Source organism: Sphingobacterium sp. UBA5639 (assembly GCF_002421245.1).
GTDB classification, from domain to species: domain Bacteria; phylum Bacteroidota; class Bacteroidia; order Sphingobacteriales; family Sphingobacteriaceae; genus Sphingobacterium; species Sphingobacterium multivorum.
This window is the reverse complement of the sequence record NZ_DIJR01000029.1, coordinates 298,608-315,324: the sequence shown is the minus strand read 5'-3', so window position 1 is coordinate 315,324 and position 16,717 is coordinate 298,608. Positions and strand designations below refer to the sequence as shown.

General features: G+C 40.6%; 11 protein-coding genes. 3 read left to right on the top strand and 8 right to left on the bottom strand.

Annotation, left to right across the window (positions count from 1 at the left end):
- The first annotated feature begins 22 nt into the window (after positions 1 to 22).
- Complete coding sequence (locus tag B4Z90_RS18185) at positions 23 to 3,496, top strand: DEAD/DEAH box helicase family protein (protein ID WP_286802905.1); 3,474 nt, start codon at positions 23 to 25, stop codon at positions 3,494 to 3,496.
- 16 nt (positions 3,497 to 3,512) lie between these two features.
- On the opposite strand, the gene B4Z90_RS18180 is transcribed toward B4Z90_RS18185, so the two are convergent.
- On the bottom strand, positions 3,513 to 5,270 hold the full coding sequence (locus tag B4Z90_RS18180; RefSeq protein WP_286802903.1) for an SWIM zinc finger family protein: 1,758 nt from the start codon (positions 5,268 to 5,270) through the stop codon (positions 3,513 to 3,515).
- Between the two features lie 221 nt (positions 5,271 to 5,491).
- Here B4Z90_RS18180 and bcp point away from each other — a divergent pair, with 221 nt between their 5' ends.
- Positions 5,492 to 5,953, top strand: coding sequence for a thioredoxin-dependent thiol peroxidase (bcp, locus tag B4Z90_RS18175; protein ID WP_112374995.1), 462 nt, complete (start codon positions 5,492 to 5,494; stop codon positions 5,951 to 5,953).
- 63 nt (positions 5,954 to 6,016) lie between these two features.
- Entirely contained in the window at positions 6,017 to 7,486 is a 1,470-nt protein-coding gene (locus tag B4Z90_RS18170) for a glycine--tRNA ligase (RefSeq protein ID WP_075994392.1), read from the top strand.
- 92 nt (positions 7,487 to 7,578) lie between these two features.
- Here B4Z90_RS18170 and B4Z90_RS18165 read toward each other — a convergent pair whose 3' ends face one another.
- The 7 genes from B4Z90_RS18165 to B4Z90_RS18135 all read right to left on the bottom strand — a co-directional run bounded on the left by B4Z90_RS18165 (position 7,579) and on the right by B4Z90_RS18135 (position 16,628).
- Positions 7,579 to 9,018 carry a hypothetical protein gene (locus tag B4Z90_RS18165; RefSeq protein WP_286802901.1) on the bottom strand — a complete coding sequence of 480 codons (1,440 nt, stop codon included), beginning with the start codon at positions 9,016 to 9,018 and terminating at the stop codon, positions 7,579 to 7,581.
- Between the two features lie 76 nt (positions 9,019 to 9,094).
- Positions 9,095 to 9,595 carry an immunoglobulin domain-containing protein gene (locus tag B4Z90_RS18160; RefSeq protein ID WP_286802899.1) on the bottom strand — a complete coding sequence of 167 codons (501 nt, stop codon included), beginning with the start codon at positions 9,593 to 9,595 and terminating at the stop codon, positions 9,095 to 9,097.
- A 297-nt stretch (positions 9,596 to 9,892) separates the two neighbouring features.
- On the bottom strand, positions 9,893 to 10,084 hold the full coding sequence (locus tag B4Z90_RS18155; protein ID WP_286802897.1) for a hypothetical protein: 192 nt from the start codon (positions 10,082 to 10,084) through the stop codon (positions 9,893 to 9,895).
- Between the two features lie 216 nt (positions 10,085 to 10,300).
- Positions 10,301 to 11,161, bottom strand: a complete 861-nt coding sequence (locus tag B4Z90_RS18150; protein WP_286802896.1) for a helix-turn-helix domain-containing protein — start codon at positions 11,159 to 11,161, stop codon at positions 10,301 to 10,303.
- 65 nt (positions 11,162 to 11,226) lie between these two features.
- Positions 11,227 to 12,429 carry a DUF4369 domain-containing protein gene (locus B4Z90_RS18145; protein ID WP_286802894.1) on the bottom strand — a complete coding sequence of 401 codons (1,203 nt, stop codon included), beginning with the start codon at positions 12,427 to 12,429 and terminating at the stop codon, positions 11,227 to 11,229.
- Positions 12,416 to 14,755 carry a glycoside hydrolase family 95 protein gene (locus B4Z90_RS18140; protein WP_286802893.1) on the bottom strand — a complete coding sequence of 780 codons (2,340 nt, stop codon included), beginning with the start codon at positions 14,753 to 14,755 and terminating at the stop codon, positions 12,416 to 12,418. Before B4Z90_RS18140 ends, B4Z90_RS18145 begins: the two co-directional genes overlap by 14 nt.
- Positions 14,745 to 16,628 (bottom strand): alpha-L-fucosidase, encoded by a 1,884-nt coding sequence (locus tag B4Z90_RS18135; protein ID WP_201640054.1) that lies wholly within the window; start codon positions 16,626 to 16,628, stop codon positions 14,745 to 14,747. The genes B4Z90_RS18140 and B4Z90_RS18135 overlap by 11 nt, the downstream gene beginning before the upstream one ends.
- Between the last annotated feature and the right edge of the window lie 89 nt (positions 16,629 to 16,717).

Here is a 16,717-nt window from a genome sequence, read left to right as displayed (position 1 = left end):
ATAGAAAATTGAGTAGAAATAAATGGTATCAAATTTTGACTTTTTAGCAGAAGAGTTTCCTCTTATTTACCAAGAAATCACACAGGCAGAACAGCATACTTTTACAGCACCGCGTTTTGCGGCGATGCTATGCCGCTCTACGTTAGAGATGTCGCTTTTTTGGCTTTACGAAAATGACTCGGATTTTGAAATGCCATTTGACAAATCGATCAATAGTCTGCTGCATACGGACTCATTCCGTGAAAACATAAGGTCCTCTGTGCGTGAAGAATTGAATACTGTTCGTTTATTAGGCAATATCGCTTCGCACGCAGGAAAAGGGAATACCGTAAAAACAATTAAAGATACAGAGGCCTTACATGTACTCAAATGCATGTACAACTTTTTACATTGGATAGCAAAATTATACGCCAAAAGATTTCCGGGAGAAGCACAATTCGATGAGAATCTAATCCCTCGTGGTCTGGTCGATGATATCAACGTAAAAAAAGTTAAAGAACTAAATCAATCTTATCAAGAGGCTCAAAAGCTTGCAGATGAAGCCTACAAAGAAAAACAAAAGGCTTTACTGCAGAATGAAGTGTTGCGCAAACAGTTGGAGGAAGTACAATCGCTACTCGCCAACAGAAAGGAAGAACGAGAACAAGTTATCGCCGCTTTACCAGCGCCGCCTATGCTCATAACTGAGCTGGAGACACGTCGCTTGCTCATCGATCTTTATCTGAGAGAAGCTGGATGGGACAACCTACAAAAACCTCGCGATCTGGAGTTTGAAGTAAGTGGAATGCCTTTATCAACGAATCCTTCTGGCAAAGGATACATCGACTATGTCCTTTGGAACGATGATGCCAAACCACTAGCGATTGTTGAAGCTAAAAGTACGCTTCACGATGTACATAAGGGTCAACACCAGGCCACACTTTATGCGGATTGTCTAGAAAAAAATACCGGCCAGCGCCCTATTATTTTTTACTCCAATGGGTATGAAACGTATATATGGGATGATCAGTTTTATCCGCCCCGACAGATTTACGGTTTCTACAGCAAATCGGAGTTACAAACATTGATCAAAAGACGGGAATCGCGAAAGGATATCAGGAAATTTGAAGTAAATGCTGCCATCGCGGGGAGATATTACCAGCTAGAGGCAATACAGCGACTTTCGGAGCATTTCGTAACGGTGAAGAATGATAAACTGAGAGGAACAAATCGTCGTGCTTTATTGGTGATGGCAACGGGCTCAGGTAAAACACGTACTGCTGCTGCCATTGTGGATATGCTTACTAAGTCCAATTGGGCAAAACGGATACTTTTCCTGGCAGATAGAAATGCGTTGGTCACACAGGCTAAAAATGCGTTTAAGGAGTATTTACCTCACTTGTCAGCAGTAGATCTGACCAGAGAAAAAGAAACAGGTCATACCAGAATTGTTTTTTCGACTTATCCAACCATGATGAACCTTATCAACAACCAAATGGAGGGCGAAAGTCGGGATTATGGTGTAGGTCACTTTGATGCTATTTTCATCGATGAAGCACACCGCTCCATTTATCAAAAATACCAATCTATCTTCGATTACTTTGATGGTTTATTGATTGGGTTAACGGCTACACCTAAAAAAGATCTTGATAAAAATACGTATTCATTTTTTCAATTAGAGGATGATATACCCACTTTTGCCTACGAATTAGATACTGCCGTAAACGACGGCTTTTTAGTACCGCCACGCTCGTATGCTGTCCCTGTACAGATGGTAAGAGATGGCGTGAAATACAAAGATTTAAGCGATGAGGATAAGGCCGAATTAGAGGAAAAGTTGGGATTGACAGCGGTATCTGTTGAAGCCCTTCAGGAATTTGAAGTTGGAGCGTCTCAGATTAATTCTTTTTTATTTAATGAACCTACAGTAGATCTTGTTTTAGATCACCTCATGAATAATGGGTTAAAAGTAGCTTCTGGCGATAAGGTCGGCAAAACGATTATTTTTGCCAGAAACCATCGTCATGCTGTTTTTATCGAAGAGCGATTTAACAAAAACTATCCCGAATATGAAGGCAACTTTTGCCGGGTCATTGACAATTACAATGACAAAGCGCAAGATTTACTTGAAAAGTTCTGTTATGACAAAGAAGAACTAGAACCTCAGATTGCTATTTCGGTCGATATGATGGATACAGGAGTCGATGCGCCTAGCGTACTGAATCTCATATTTTTTAAACCGGTAAAATCATATGCTAAGTTTTGGCAAATGGTAGGAAGGGGTACTCGTTTACGTCGTGATTTATTTGGACCCCATGAGGATAAAAAATTCTTCCTACTATTTGACTACTGCCGAAACCTTGAGTTCTTTCAGGAGAATCCGGACGGTTATCAAACGAATACGCAAAGACCTTTAAGTCAACTGTTGTTTCTGGAACAATTACATGTTGCTAACCTTATTCAGGAGAATATGGATGCCAATAACCAAGATTTAGCTTTAGCAAAGGAATATATCAATCAACTACATGCCAAAGTAGCGCAGCTGGATACAGCTCGGTATGAGGTCAGAAAGCATCTCGCTGTAGTGCATCAATTTGCAGATAGAAGCAAGTGGGACAACCTCAATAAATCTGCTATCATTGCTATAGAAACGGAACTGTCTCATCTTATTCCTTACACTGAAGACATAGATGAAATGGCTAAACGATTCGATCTAAATAGTTATAAACTGCAAGGAGCAATGATTAATAAATCTCCGCGGCAGACCGTCCTTATCCAGAACTTTATGGATATAGGAAAGAGACTATTAAAAAAGCGAAATGTACCTGCTGTCGCTGCTAAAGAAATCGTCATAAGAGAGATGGCCGCCATAGATTTTTGGCAAGATGCATCAGTATCAAAAATTGAAAATCTACGAAAGGAAATTCGAGATCTAATACACTTGCTCAAAGAGGAGAATAACATTAAACCTATTTATACAAAGCTTGATGATAATCTTTTAAAGGAAGAAATTATCGGGTATGATATTATCGCAAATTTTAAAAATCTACAAGGTTATAAAGATCGAGTAACCGCCTTTATCAAAAAGAATAAGCATCATCTTGTGATCGACAAATTGCATAAAAATCAACCGATCAATGCTTTCGAATTACAGCAGTTAGAACAATACCTCGTAGCGGAGGCACTGGGGTCCAAGGAAGAGTTTATAAAAGAATTTGGTGATCAGCCGCTAGGAACTTTTATTCGGTCCATTATCGGCTTGGATCAAGAGGCTATACAGGCTCATTTCACAAATTTTATTGGTGAAGCTAACCTTTCGGCCAAGCAGATCAAGTTTATGGACACTGTAATACGTTATTTCGTAACCAACGGTTATCTAGAAACCGCCGATCTCATGGAACCTCCTTTTACGGAGCTAGATGACAGCGGGGTTATCGGATTATTTGACGAAAACAATGTTGTCAAACTCATGAGCTTAATCAAGCAAGTTAACCAAAATGCAGATATCGGGGCCTAGATGAACATGTATTCATCTACTCCCCCTGTGCATTGATTTTGTCCAGTATATTCGTTAATTCATCCATCATCGCAGGACGGTGCCTGTAGATCATTTTCCAGTGAAGCATTTGGGCCAAGAGTGTTTCCCTACCAGAAGGTATATCTTTAAATATAGCGAATACGATGTCCATCAATCGTTGGTAGGCATTACGTTTATTGGCAGACTCAGCATGTTGATCCAATAGGGATGAGTACAATTTCATAAGTTCCGCAGGATACAATTTATATAAATGCTCATGATAGTTTAGTATGGTTTCCAGATCGGTCTGCCGTTGCACCAGTGCAAGTAATTGGTCGAACATATTCTCTTCAATATAGATAGGACCTATTTCGTTCAAAAGCCAGTAGTCTTGGTGTTTCGAATAGGAACTCTTTTCTCCGGTTGATTTTGCGCGAATCGAGTTGATTTTGTCGTTAATGACACTTCTCCATTCTTCTGAGGTATAGGTGTTTTTCCACTGGTTGTAATAGTGGCTGCTAAAAGAGTAACCTATAGCGAATTTTTCTGTAAAAGAGCGCACCATTGGAATGTCATTTTGCAGAACGGCAATATGAAAAAGGATTTCTTCCCAGTCCCTTATTACACGAGGATGCTGTGCTTCTTCCGCTAGTCGTATTCCTTCAACCAGCAATTCCTTGGCCTCTTCAAAGCGCTCGTTTTCAATAGCTTTTTCGACCTGAACCTTCCTCATTTGTGGCAAATGGATTTGTTGTTCTATCAATTGCTGTACCTCTTCTTTCCTGTTTCCTTTTTGAAGGATGGAGGCTTTAATCTGTATAAAAAAACTACTACGGTAATCATAACGGTCTAAACGAGCTTTATGAATAGCCACATCGGCAAAGTGCAGAAAATCATCTATTTTACTTAAATCCAGACATAGCTGCGCATAAAGATCTGTCATATCATATCCGAAATCGCCATAGTCAAAGTACAGATCCTGTTGCAGCTCTTTATTCAAATACACAGCAATCTTTTCTTTCAAATCGACGGGGGACTGCACCGCAATATCTGTCAATAAGGATATACCACCATCGATAGCATCTCCTATAGATCCATTGCTATCGTCGGCGTAAGTAATCACTGGCATGACTTCCTGTATATACGCCATGCATAACAAGCTACCGTTTAGGATGTTATTTTTGGATAGATAATATTGACCTTGCATCAGAATTTTTTGTAATTCCCGTGCTAGCTTACCACTTGAACCATAATCGATAAATTCGTGTTTGCTGTAGGTCTTGATCGCTTTCCTAATCTGATCCTTTATTTGCTTTTCTATGTCAAAGTTTTCATCTTTTTCTGCAAAGAATAGTTCCAAATCAGATTTAAAGCTACTGTCCTTTTTGCTGTACTGGACAATAAATGCTTTCAGCTCGTCGCTACTGATATTGTCCAGTAGTTTTTGAAAGGATAGTTTTGTTTTTTTCTTGGTAGTTTTAGGTACATCCTCAGGAGCAATCGCTTTTTCATCCCGTATAGCATACAAGACAGCAACCACGTGCTTGCACAAATCGCCATCGTAGGGACAGTCACATCCATAATCTCCTACTGATCCTTTTTTGCTAATTTCAATCTCTACAAAATAATCGTCCGACCCTGCTACCACTGCAACCCATACACCATCTTCTGTTTCTCCAAGAGATTCAACCTGTCCTTTTTGGTAGTAGACTTTACCTCGCTGTAAAATCGTACTATTGATCTGTTTTTCAAAAGATGATAGTTCCATTTCCATGTTTTTTTAAAAATAGTAATTTATGTGTCGATAGAACAATTGATTTTCTAAAAATTATCCTCACTGTACCAGCCGACAGATCTTTTATCAAATTACTTGGCGAGAACCAAGTTGTCGACTTCACGAGTAGCAGCAGGCACGTTAACCAAAATGCTTAAGCATACCATCGGATAGATTTATTGTTATAATTTCGTATCTTAATCGACTAAATCGAAATACATATGGCAACACTAGAAATAGGACAACAAGCACCGGATTTTAGTGCAAAAAATCAACATGGTGAAACGGTACATCTTTCGGATTTCAAAGGGAAAAAAGTTATTTTATATTTTTATCCAAAAGACAATACACCAGGCTGCACCACGGAGGCCTGCAATTTCAGAGACAATTATCAGTCCCTGAAAAAGGAAGGTTATGAAATCATCGGCGTAAGTGTGGATGACGAAGCATCACATAAAAAATTTATCACTAAACACGAATTACCTTTCCAGCTCCTTGTCGATGAAGACAAAAGTCTCGTGGTGGCTTATGGGGTATGGGTAGAGAAAAACATGTATGGTAAAAAATATATGGGTACAGCACGCACAACCTTTGTGATTGATGCAGATGGCATTATCCAGCATATCATCAAAAAAGTAGATAACAAAAATGCGTCCCAGCAGATCCGTGATTTAGGCATTTAAAGAATACCTCTTATCAAGAATCTTATATCTAAAATCTAAAACTAATATCTATATTTGCCACTTATGAGCAAACAGACAGACGACTTTTTCAAAAGTGTAGTATCACACGCGAAGGAATACGGTTTTGTATTTCAATCGAGCGAAATATATGACGGATTAAGTGCCGTCTACGATTATGGTCAATTGGGTTCGGAATTAAAAAACAACCTAAAGACTTATTGGTGGAAATCCATGGTGCAATTGCACGAAAACATTGTTGGTATTGATGCCGCAATTTTCATGCACCCAACAACATGGAAAGCATCTGGTCACGTTGATGGTTTTAACGACCCAATGATCGACAATAAGGATTCAAAAAAACGTTACCGTGCCGATCAATTGATCGAAGATAAGATTGCACGTTATGAAGCAGATGGTAAGACAGCTGAAGCTGCTGCCCTATTAGACGCTTTGAATACCGCATTGAATGCAGACGATTTAGCTGGACTGAAAACCATCATTGAAGAACATAATATCGTATGTCCGGTTTCAGGTACCAAAAATTGGACTGAAGTACGTCAATTTAATTTGATGTTTGCAACCCAAATGGGTGCTATGGCAGATGGAGCTGATCAGGTTTACCTTCGTCCTGAAACTGCACAAGGTATTTTCGTCAACTTCCTGAACGTTCAAAAGACAGGACGTATGAAAATTCCTTTTGGTATCGCCCAAATTGGTAAAGCTTTCCGTAACGAAGTAATTGCCCGCCAGTTTATCATGCGTATGCGCGAATTCGAGCAAATGGAAATGCAATTTTTCTGCCGCCCGGGTACTGAATTGGAATGGTATAACAAATGGAAAGAGACACGCTTGAAATGGCATTTGGCATTGGGTTTCGATCCATCCAACTACCGTTACCACGACCACGATAAATTAGCGCATTACGCAAATGCCGCAGTTGATATTGAATTCAACTTCCCATTCGGATTCAAAGAAGTTGAGGGTATCCACTCCCGTACAGATTTTGACTTGAAACAACATCAGGAATTTTCTAAAAAGAAAATGCAATATTTTGATCCGGAGATCAATCAAAACTACATTCCATATGTCATTGAAACTTCAATCGGATTGGACCGCCTTTTCTTAACTGTATTATGTAACTCTTTGGTAACAGAAGATCTTTCTACAGCAGAAAAACAAGATTCGCGCGTTGTATTGAAATTTCCACCAGCATTGGCACCGGTAAAAGCTGCAATTTTACCATTGACCAAAAAAGATGGTTTACCAGAAAAAGCACGTGAGATCCTAAATACACTAAAATTGGATTACAACGTTCAATATGACGAAAAAGATGCCATTGGAAAACGTTACCGTCGTCAAGATGCAATCGGAACACCAATCTGTATCACAGTCGATTACGATTCATTGGAAGACAACACCGTAACCATCCGTCACCGTGATACGATGGCACAGGAACGTGTTGCCATTGCCGATCTTGAAAAAATATTGAATGACTTGGCTGGTTGGAATACCTTGCTAAAAAAATTGATATAGCCAATATGCTATCACAGAAAAGGTGTCCATTGCTGGACACCTTTTTGTTTTAATAGATGTAGGGCGGCTAGATGCTAAGTACAATAACTGTGCTAGTATTCTATCACAATATGATCGTCCCAATGTTCATTCTTCACGATCTGAAAACCCAAATTCCCATTGGCAGTCTCCAGCAATTTGCCCTTAAACTGTATTTGAACATTATTTCGGATTTCGCTTTCCAGTTCAAATGTACGCAGCAATTTACCTTCCTTGAAAACTTGGAACTGATATTTAATAGCGGTATTGTTGAGATAATAGCCCATAAATTGGTTGAACGAAAAACTTTGATCAGCTGCCGTAAAATGTGGGATAACCGTCAAAAGACTTTCATCAACCTGGTCGTTACTATGCGTCATAAAAGGATAATAATGAAACACAGGATGAAGCTGCTTCACCTGAATACTATCAATTGCGCTCAGATCTTCGCTGTCTGTAAAAGTCAACTTGACCTCACTGTAGATCCGACTTAAGTTTAGGACCCGTTCCATAGCCCCTTTAACCTCAAAGGTATCCCGGCTAGCAAATAACTCTGCAGATTGTTCTGAAAAAGCATTCGTCGCATAAAAGTGCTCAAAATCCACCGCCCCTGCCAGGATCAGCGGCAATGTCGAATTTTTAGCAATCAGACTTAGGTAATAGGTTCCGTTCGGCAATTCAACATCGAAAGCTTCCTGCGAATTAAGTACGCCCGATTTGATCATAGCCTTCGATTTTGCATCAAACACATGGTAGTAAAATTTGCTAGGCAAAGCGGCCGGGTTGACTTGTCCGTAAACCATCAAGTTATCCATCTTGAATGTACCAGTCGTTGGGCTGTAGCCCGCTCCTCCGTCCCTGCTACCGGCAAATAATGAAATTTTCAACCAGAGCTCCTTGCTGTTGCCAAGCGAAATATCTGCCAATGATGCACTCACAGGGATTTTGGCTGAAAGTGACACATTCGATGGATAATTGATTGTATCCGAGAGCATCAAAAAACTATTCCCCTTATCCAGGGAATAACTCAAAAGCAGTGCCCTTGGTCCTGTACTCGAACTATTACAATCAAAGGTCCAGCTACCCAGCGAATGAATACCTGTGGCAGGGATTTTGACTAGGATCTCTTTACCACCTTTGAAACTAATGGCTTTTCCCGTTGCAGGCCAACCGCCTAAAAAATCATAGTCTGTCTTTCCATTGTTGTAATCGATCAAAACGGCATCATCAAGTGCATTTTCGGGAACAACATCGCTGTTATCAAAGGTCCAATGATACAGCAATTCGTTTTCGGAAGAAGCTCCGCTCAGCGCAGCTCGTTTTGCCGTGGTTGATTGTTTTTTTAGAGGAGTAACAATCGCTTCAAAATCCTTGACTTTGAATTTTACCGCATGAATTGTTTCATCGTTTTCATCGGGAAGTTTTACATGCTTTTTGCACGAAGGCATTGCGGCTAAAACCAGGATGAATACACATGAAAGAATTCCCCAAGTTGACTTGGATTTTCTTTTCATAAATATAAATGATTTATAAGTTAATTAACCGGCAGATTAAAATTAACTTATAAATCATTTCACTCCAATAGTATAACTAAAAAGTTACAATCCTTTTCTCACTTTTGCAAGTGGTCTCTTTATCTATTTTTTGAACGTATATCTTTCCAGAAGAGGTTTTTAATTTCATTTTGAGCACATTATTCACCCCTGTTGGACGTACATACTCGCCATTAAATTCGTCCCATTCATAGATCGGATTACCTTCTTCATTCATCCAGATATAGCTATAACGCGCATCGACTTTATCCTTTACTGTCAATTGTTCTGTGTTTTTCTTCTTGTCGATTTTAACCTGAATATTCCTTGGCTCATCAATTTTGTCCAATGTTTTGATGTAAACTTTTGTTTTCTCGGAAACCCGGTCATCCCAAATACCACGGACGAGGTATACGTTTAACTCCACAATATTTTGTAAAAAAATATTATTGCCCCTTTCTTCCCAAAACCCTGTAGCGGCATCATACCAGCGATATTCAAGTCCGGCAATAGGATGCTTTACCGTAAGCACCTGAGCACCACTATACCAGGTTTCCAATGTATCGCCTCATGTGATCGCTAGCCTCGCTAAATCAATCAATTTCAACTAATTAAATGTCCACACAACCGAATCTCGATGGTGACCTAGGATGGATTACGTAATAGATTGGTCGTATCTTGAAACATCACCTTCAACGTATTCGCTCCAACGCTTAGCATTCTTCACCATGTACACAGTCACCCACTTTGCAGTCCTGCACTGCACCAGATTCCTCGGAGATCGTACGAATAGCAAACACATTAAAAAACTGCTGTATTGCTTGAAGGGTTCGATCGAGAAAAAATAGTTGGTAAACTACTTTGCATCGGCAGCGTAGTCTTCCTGCTGTGCTTTGGTGTAACCGTCCCCCAAAATGACCAAATTGACGATATGCTTATCCGTCCCTTGGTATTGCAGCGTATCGATCTTAAAAAGGGAAGATTGGGCCCGGAGTCGCAGCGCAGATATACATAAAACTAGGAGTGCAATAAATAGATTTTTATTCACCGGAATGGTTATCGTTAGAACTCAAAAATACGATTTTAGCACCTGCTATTTTTAAATTTTATTGACGAGTCTTTCTCCGATATTGTCAACAAAACCATTCTTCCGATTTCCATGGAGGGGAGCCCACCAAAAATCAACGGTATGAGGATCGAGTTATAGCTCGGAAATCTCCATAGACTATTCCATTAAACGGCATAGTAACATTAGCCAAACAACCTAGTAGCGCATACGATGTTCCTGTACATATTCACTCGGCGACAGTTTGATTATTTTCTTGAACACCCGATTGAAATTGACAACATTGTTAAATCCTGTTTTAAAAGCGATATTAGAAACACTTTCCGAAGATTCGTCAATCAACATTTTACAGGCACGTTCAATCCGGATTTCATTGAGGAAGGTAACATAGGTTTTCCGGGTATGTTTCTTAAAATACTTGCAAAATGCGTGTGGTGTCATGTGTGCTACCGCTGCTATATCTTCCAAGGAAATTTTGTCTCCAAAATGCTGGAAAGTATATTGGAATATTTCATTGATTCGCAATCCTTCGGCATCTGAGAACTTCTTTTGTGGAATACCTGTATACAGCGAAGTCCATTGATCTACTTTTTTACTTAAAAAATTAATCAGCTTCACAAACGAGAGGAGACGATCTATGCCCGCACTCACGTTAATCTGTACAAATTTTTCTTTCAACGCGACGGAATGCTCCGCATCCAATTTTTTACTGACGTTGATGTGTTCCAGGAAATACTTAACATCATCGAATTCAGGAAAATCCAGAAAGGGTTTAAAATGTTCGTAGTCGAAAAAAATATGGATGGCATGAATGCCATCCCTTATATCTTCCCCCGTTTTGAACATATGCGGTTCATCTGCATCAACGATATAGATCTCGTCCTCTTCAAAACTATGTGTAAAGTTGCCAATCATAAAGGTTCCCCGCCCTTTCAGGATATAGGTCAGCTGGATTTCCTTGTGTCGGTGATAGTTGCTGTAGAATGAAGGCAGAATGTCTTCCTGCACACAAATAGATCCTTGGTAAACAACCGGAACTGTAAATTGAACGACTTTCATTATGTATTGAAATAACAAATATTAAACAGTTAATTCAAAAGTAAGCTTTTTTAAGACAATAATCGTTAATTTTTAGCAAGAAATTCCTTTACCTTCCCTAAAAACTGTGGCATTGCTGGATCCTCACCACTCAAGGATAAAATTTGGAAGGTCTGCGGATTTATCCATAGATAACTTGGCGTACGATCTATACCAAAATCATTTTCCATCGTTGCCTGGTCATTATAATTCAAAAAGTAACTCTGTTTTCCTAGGGCCAGCTCCTTACTTGATTTGATCCATTTATCCAGATCCTTATCCAGCGAAAAATAGATAACCCTTACCCCCATAGCGTTCAATTGAGATTCTTTTTTCCGTAACATCTCCATATCGGCCTTGCTATTGGTATTGGAAGTTCTCCAAAACGCGGCAATCAGCATTTTAGCCTTTGGAATATCCTTTAAATTCAAACTATCCCGTTCTACATTCATCGGGCTAATAGCAGGAAATACAGGCATATTTTCATAGAAGTCTTTCACCCTATCGACCTTTTCGCGGGCAAATTTAACATAAGGATGCTTCTGCAAATCCGTATTAAAACTCAGCAATGCGGCATCGAATTTTTTATAATTCGTCTGATCCAAGGAGATGTATTTAAAAAAATAAGGCAATACTAAGGATGAACGGTGGGTACTATCGAGAATAAAATCGGCGTATAGTGTGCGTGGATTAAATGCGGCATTACCACTTAAGCGCTGTATTTCATCGACTGTTTTCTCATAGGAACCATCATTTCTTGCAGCCATCGAAGGCAACTGACTCTCCAACTGCCTTACCCGTTGGCTTTTATTTGCCGTTTTATTTTTTTCCTCCTCTTCACGCTGTTTATAGTTCGCATTGAACTGTATGAAATCCTTGGCATTCTGCGAAGAGGTTGTCAAGGTAAACTTTCCCTGGTTTTCACTCAGATCATAGTCACTCCCGTCTTCGACAAATAATGTATAGGCCTCCATACCCTTTATCTGAATATCATAGAATCCGGCCATGGCTAGTTCGCCTTCCAAAACAAATTGCCCATTAGCAACCTGTGTTTTTACAAATTGCTGCAGTTTATTGTCGTGATCGACGAGGCTCACCTGAGTCCCGTCCCCGGCAGTGGTTTTTCCGGTTATCTTATAGCTAAAGCTATTCAATAAGGCGGCTGTCTTCGCCGATTCGGACTTTTGTGTACAGGCTGTTGCCCCCAAGGCCAGCACAGAAATCAAGCAAAAATAGTTAACGAACTTCATAATCTTTATAGTTTCCGTTTTCAAATAGACGAAGCTTTCCTTTTTTACCTTTAATCTGCAAGGCGGAAACCTTTCCATTTTCCCACTTGATGTCTACGGTATAGTTTCCACGGGTTTTAAGTCCCTTAACTTCACCCTTTGACCAGGCTTTAGGTAGCGCAGGTAATAGATGGATATAACCATTGTGGCTCTGTATCAACATCTCGGCAATCCCGGCTGCGCCGCCGAAGTTTCCGTCTATCTGAAAAGGCGGATGCGCACAGAACAAATTAGGGTAGGTACCTGCCCCGACTCCCTGATAGGTTGTTTCATTGGTAAAAGCGGGCTTAAGCAACTGCCTTAGAATTTCGAGTGCATGATCACCATCCTGTAATCTCGCCCAAAATAATATTTTCCATGCTCTAGACCAGCCGGTTCCTTCATCACCACGTACAGCTAAAGTCTTACGTGCTGCGTCAGCCCATTCAGGTGTCGTCTGTGGCGAGATAAATGCCGCGGGATACAGACCATATAAATGTGATACATGTCGATGTTTAGGTTTAACTTCCTGATAGTCCTCGAGCCATTCCATTACGCGCCCCGATGGGCTAACAACTACAGGCGGAGGGACATCCTTCAGCTTCGCTTTCAAGGCGCCGGCAAAACTATCGTTCGTCGTAAGGATAGAATCAGCTTTGATCACCGCCTGGTATAACTCCCGTACGATCTGGTTATCAATGGTAGGTCCCATCACAACCGCAGCAACTTTTCCATTGGCCATTCGGAAAGCATTTTCCGGCGACACCGACGGTGAAGTGACCCACCATCCTGTTTTAGGGTCCTGAACCAATGTATGATCGTAGAACTCTGCCGCTCCTTTGAGTATCGGATAAATCTCTTTGAGGTAATTTTTATCCCCGGTAAACAGATAATGTTCCCAGAGATGGTTACATAACCAGCCTGATGCCGTACTCGCTCCCCAGGAAGCCTGCTCACCCGGAGCGGAATACCCCCAGATATTCGTCATCATATAGACCACCCAACCCGGTGCGTTATAGTAAGCCTTTGCTGTCTGCTCGCCAGTTTTTGCAATCCGCTTTATCATTTCAATAAAAGGCTTATGATATTCGCTCAGGTTATTGACCTCCACGCCCCAATGATTCATCTGTGCATTGATATTGAGATGATAGTCACCATTCCAAGGTGTATTGATCTGATTAGCCCATAGTCCCTGCAGATTTGGCGGCAGAGAATTTGTATTTTTAGGAGCAGCACTTGAAATATTCAAATACCTTCCATACTGATAATAAATTGTGGCCAGATCAGGGTCCTGAACTGGATTTTTATAGAAATTGGCAATCCGTTCATTGGTAGGGATAGCGTTATTCGCCTTATTTCCAAACAAATTAAGATTTACCCGATTAAAGATTTCTTGATAGGCAGCAAGATGGTTTTTATATATTTTCTGTTCGTCAGCAGTTTTTGCGGCTGCAACAGCCGCTTTGACAACAGGTAAAGGATCCTTCCCATAATAGGAAGTACTTGCTGAGAAATAGACCGTGAGACCGCCTTTTGCAGACACCTCTAAGGTTTTATCCTTTTTGCTGATCTGCAGATTTTTACCTTTAACCTGAATTAATCCAACGAATTTCAGATTTTTACCTCCTTTTCCATCAGGCAAAAATCCCTCGATCAGAATCCCATCGTCCAACAAGGTGTAACGGTCAATATTTTCCTGCCGCTGGAATGATATGCCTAACTGCTGTACCTCATCGTTATGTTGGTTCAATTGGATAATACCTACATTATTGTCAAAAGAAGTATAATAACGACGTTGGAACTGTTGTCCGTTTATCTTGAATGAAGTTTGTGCCGAGGCAGTCGCTAAGTCCAAGGAACGCTTGTACTCTTCGATCGTTCCCGCGGGCAATTTATAATCCAGCAAAAGGTCACCGAATAACTGATAACAGCCATAGGGAACCTTTGCACCATTACCAAAACCAGATCCCTTGCCTTTGGTCACAAAAGTTTCATTGACCAGTTTTTCGGCTTCATCATTTTTACCAGCTTTAAGCAGTGCCTGAATGGCTTCAACATTTTTGTAGGCTTCATAATTATTGGGATCTTCTGGACTGCCCGACCACATACTGATCTCGTTGAGCACGATCTTTTCCTGACTAGGATTTCCATCTGGCATCATGCCGATGAGTCCATTTCCCAATGGCAGAGTTTCTTCCCAAACCTTCGCGGGCTTATTATACCAAAGTACGAGTGGATTTTGTTGGGCAAAAAGCAACGTGGTATGACATATACATACCACGATAAACATTAAGAATTTATTTGCCATACAATTCAAATTCCGCTATGGCCAATTCATTGCCGTCGATAAATTGTTTTGGTTCAAATTTGATAAACTTGGTTGCACTGTTTGTATCAAAAAACACCTGTTGCAAAATTGGATTTGCCTTAATATTGGAAAACTCGCCCTCTTTAACAAGGGTCCATGTTTTTCCGTCGGTACTGGTTGATATTTTATAATGTGTTGGTGTCCCTATGTTCTTTCCATCCTGACGAGGAAGGAAGCCGATACCAGAAACAGGTTTGTCTGTAGCGACAACGATTACACCTTGATCGGCAACAGTCGCAAAAGTACCTGGTTTTCCGTCAGATATATAAGCATTATTATTGGATCTACCTGTCGAAATCTTAAATCCAGTCAGCTTTTTCACCTCTTTGGTATTAAATGCAAAGGATTCGTTATACTCCTTGAACAGTCCAAAATCACTAAGCGTAATCGCTACAGGAGCATAGACATGAAGACGTAGTCGACTTGCAGTTTGAGGTTGCTCGAGTTTGATGAGGCGGTTTGCACCGATACTTGTTGCTTTGGCCAAAGGCTTCCAGCTGTTATTTTCCCAACGTTCAATCGAAACACTATCGATACGTTGTCCCAACTTAATGTTTTCTCTCAACTGAATAAGGTCGAACTTCGCTGGGGATTTTAATTTTATTTCCAATGTTGCCGATGTTTTGGAATCGTCTGTTGCCCAATAGCTATAGCGGTCGTTATCGGTAATAAATGAAGTACCATAGGATTTGGAATCACCGTTACGGACATTGGATGCCGTGATGGTCGCTCCTTTGGCTAAATTGGTACGGAAAGTTTCCTTCACTTTTTTCCCAAAAGCCTGCAGCGACTTCACATCATTCTCATGTAATGTACCAGAAGGCATCGGTGCTAAGCCAAGATTCATGCATGCTCCTCTTCCAACGGATTTTAAATAGATCTCAAAAAGCTGATTTGGTGTTTTTACACGGCTATCTTGTTCTTCATGATAAAACCATCCCGGACGTTGTGGCACGTCACATTCAGCAGGTATCCAATATTTACCATTACGGTCACCTGTTTCGGCATTATGTGATTCTGTCGCTCCGGGTACAGCGACTTTTCCGTTTAAGCCAATCGGCGTAAATGTTGCCCATGAAGTTTCAGCAGCAAATCCTTTTTCATTACCCACCCAACGCATATCGGGACCGATATCTGAGAAAATAACCGCTTCAGGCTGTAATTTTCGTACAATTGGCCAGGTTTTTTCATGCCACTCATAGTAAGTTGTTCGATCGATGATACGCTTTCCTTCATGGCCACCATAAAAGCCATCACCACCATTTGCTCCATCATGCCAGGATGTAAACAAAGGGCCATAATTGCTCATCAACTCAGTCAGCTGCTGTCTGTAGGCTTCAGCATAGGCCGGAGTACCGTAACGTTCATCGTGACGATCCCAAGCAGAAAGATATACACCAAATTTCATCCCATTTCGATGGGTCGCTTGCATAAAATCTTTGACCATATCACCTTTTCCATTTTCCCATGGCGAAGAAGCGATACTATAGGATGTTGTCTTGGTTGGCCACAAACAGAATCCATCATGGTGTTTTGCCACACTAATTAAGCCCCTGAAACCACCCGCTGCCGCTGCCTTAGCAATTTGATTTGCATCAAAAGCCGAAGGATTAAACAATGAGGGCTGTGCATCCCCATAACCCCACTCCTTATTTTGGAAAGTTGTCGGCGTATAATGAATCAAACAATACGTTTCCATCTCTTGCCACTTTAATTGACGCTCGGTTGGCAGAGCCCCGTAAGCTTTTAAAGTATCTGATTTGGCTACAGGCCCGCTGGAAAGTAAAATGGAGGATAACAAGATTGTCAACATAGTCTATATTTATGTGCTAGAAAATTAGGTTGTAAAGCCCTAAGATAAGAAGTTTTGCAAAATGCTGTATGTAACATTTGCGTACAAAA

Coding starts and splice junctions, on each gene's coding strand:
- B4Z90_RS18185 (WP_286802905.1), top strand. CDS start 23: ATGGTATCAAATTTTGACTTTTTAGCAGAAGAGTTTCCTCTTATTTAC.
- B4Z90_RS18180 (WP_286802903.1), bottom strand. CDS start 5,270: ATGGAAATGGAACTATCATCTTTTGAAAAACAGATCAATAGTACGATT.
- bcp (WP_112374995.1), top strand. CDS start 5,492: ATGGCAACACTAGAAATAGGACAACAAGCACCGGATTTTAGTGCAAAA.
- B4Z90_RS18170 (WP_075994392.1), top strand. CDS start 6,017: ATGAGCAAACAGACAGACGACTTTTTCAAAAGTGTAGTATCACACGCG.
- B4Z90_RS18165 (WP_286802901.1), bottom strand. CDS start 9,018: ATGAAAAGAAAATCCAAGTCAACTTGGGGAATTCTTTCATGTGTATTC.
- B4Z90_RS18150 (WP_286802896.1), bottom strand. CDS start 11,161: ATGAAAGTCGTTCAATTTACAGTTCCGGTTGTTTACCAAGGATCTATT.
- B4Z90_RS18145 (WP_286802894.1), bottom strand. CDS start 12,429: ATGAAGTTCGTTAACTATTTTTGCTTGATTTCTGTGCTGGCCTTGGGG.
- B4Z90_RS18140 (WP_286802893.1), bottom strand. CDS start 14,755: ATGGCAAATAAATTCTTAATGTTTATCGTGGTATGTATATGTCATACC.
- B4Z90_RS18135 (WP_201640054.1), bottom strand. CDS start 16,628: ATGTTGACAATCTTGTTATCCTCCATTTTACTTTCCAGCGGGCCTGTA.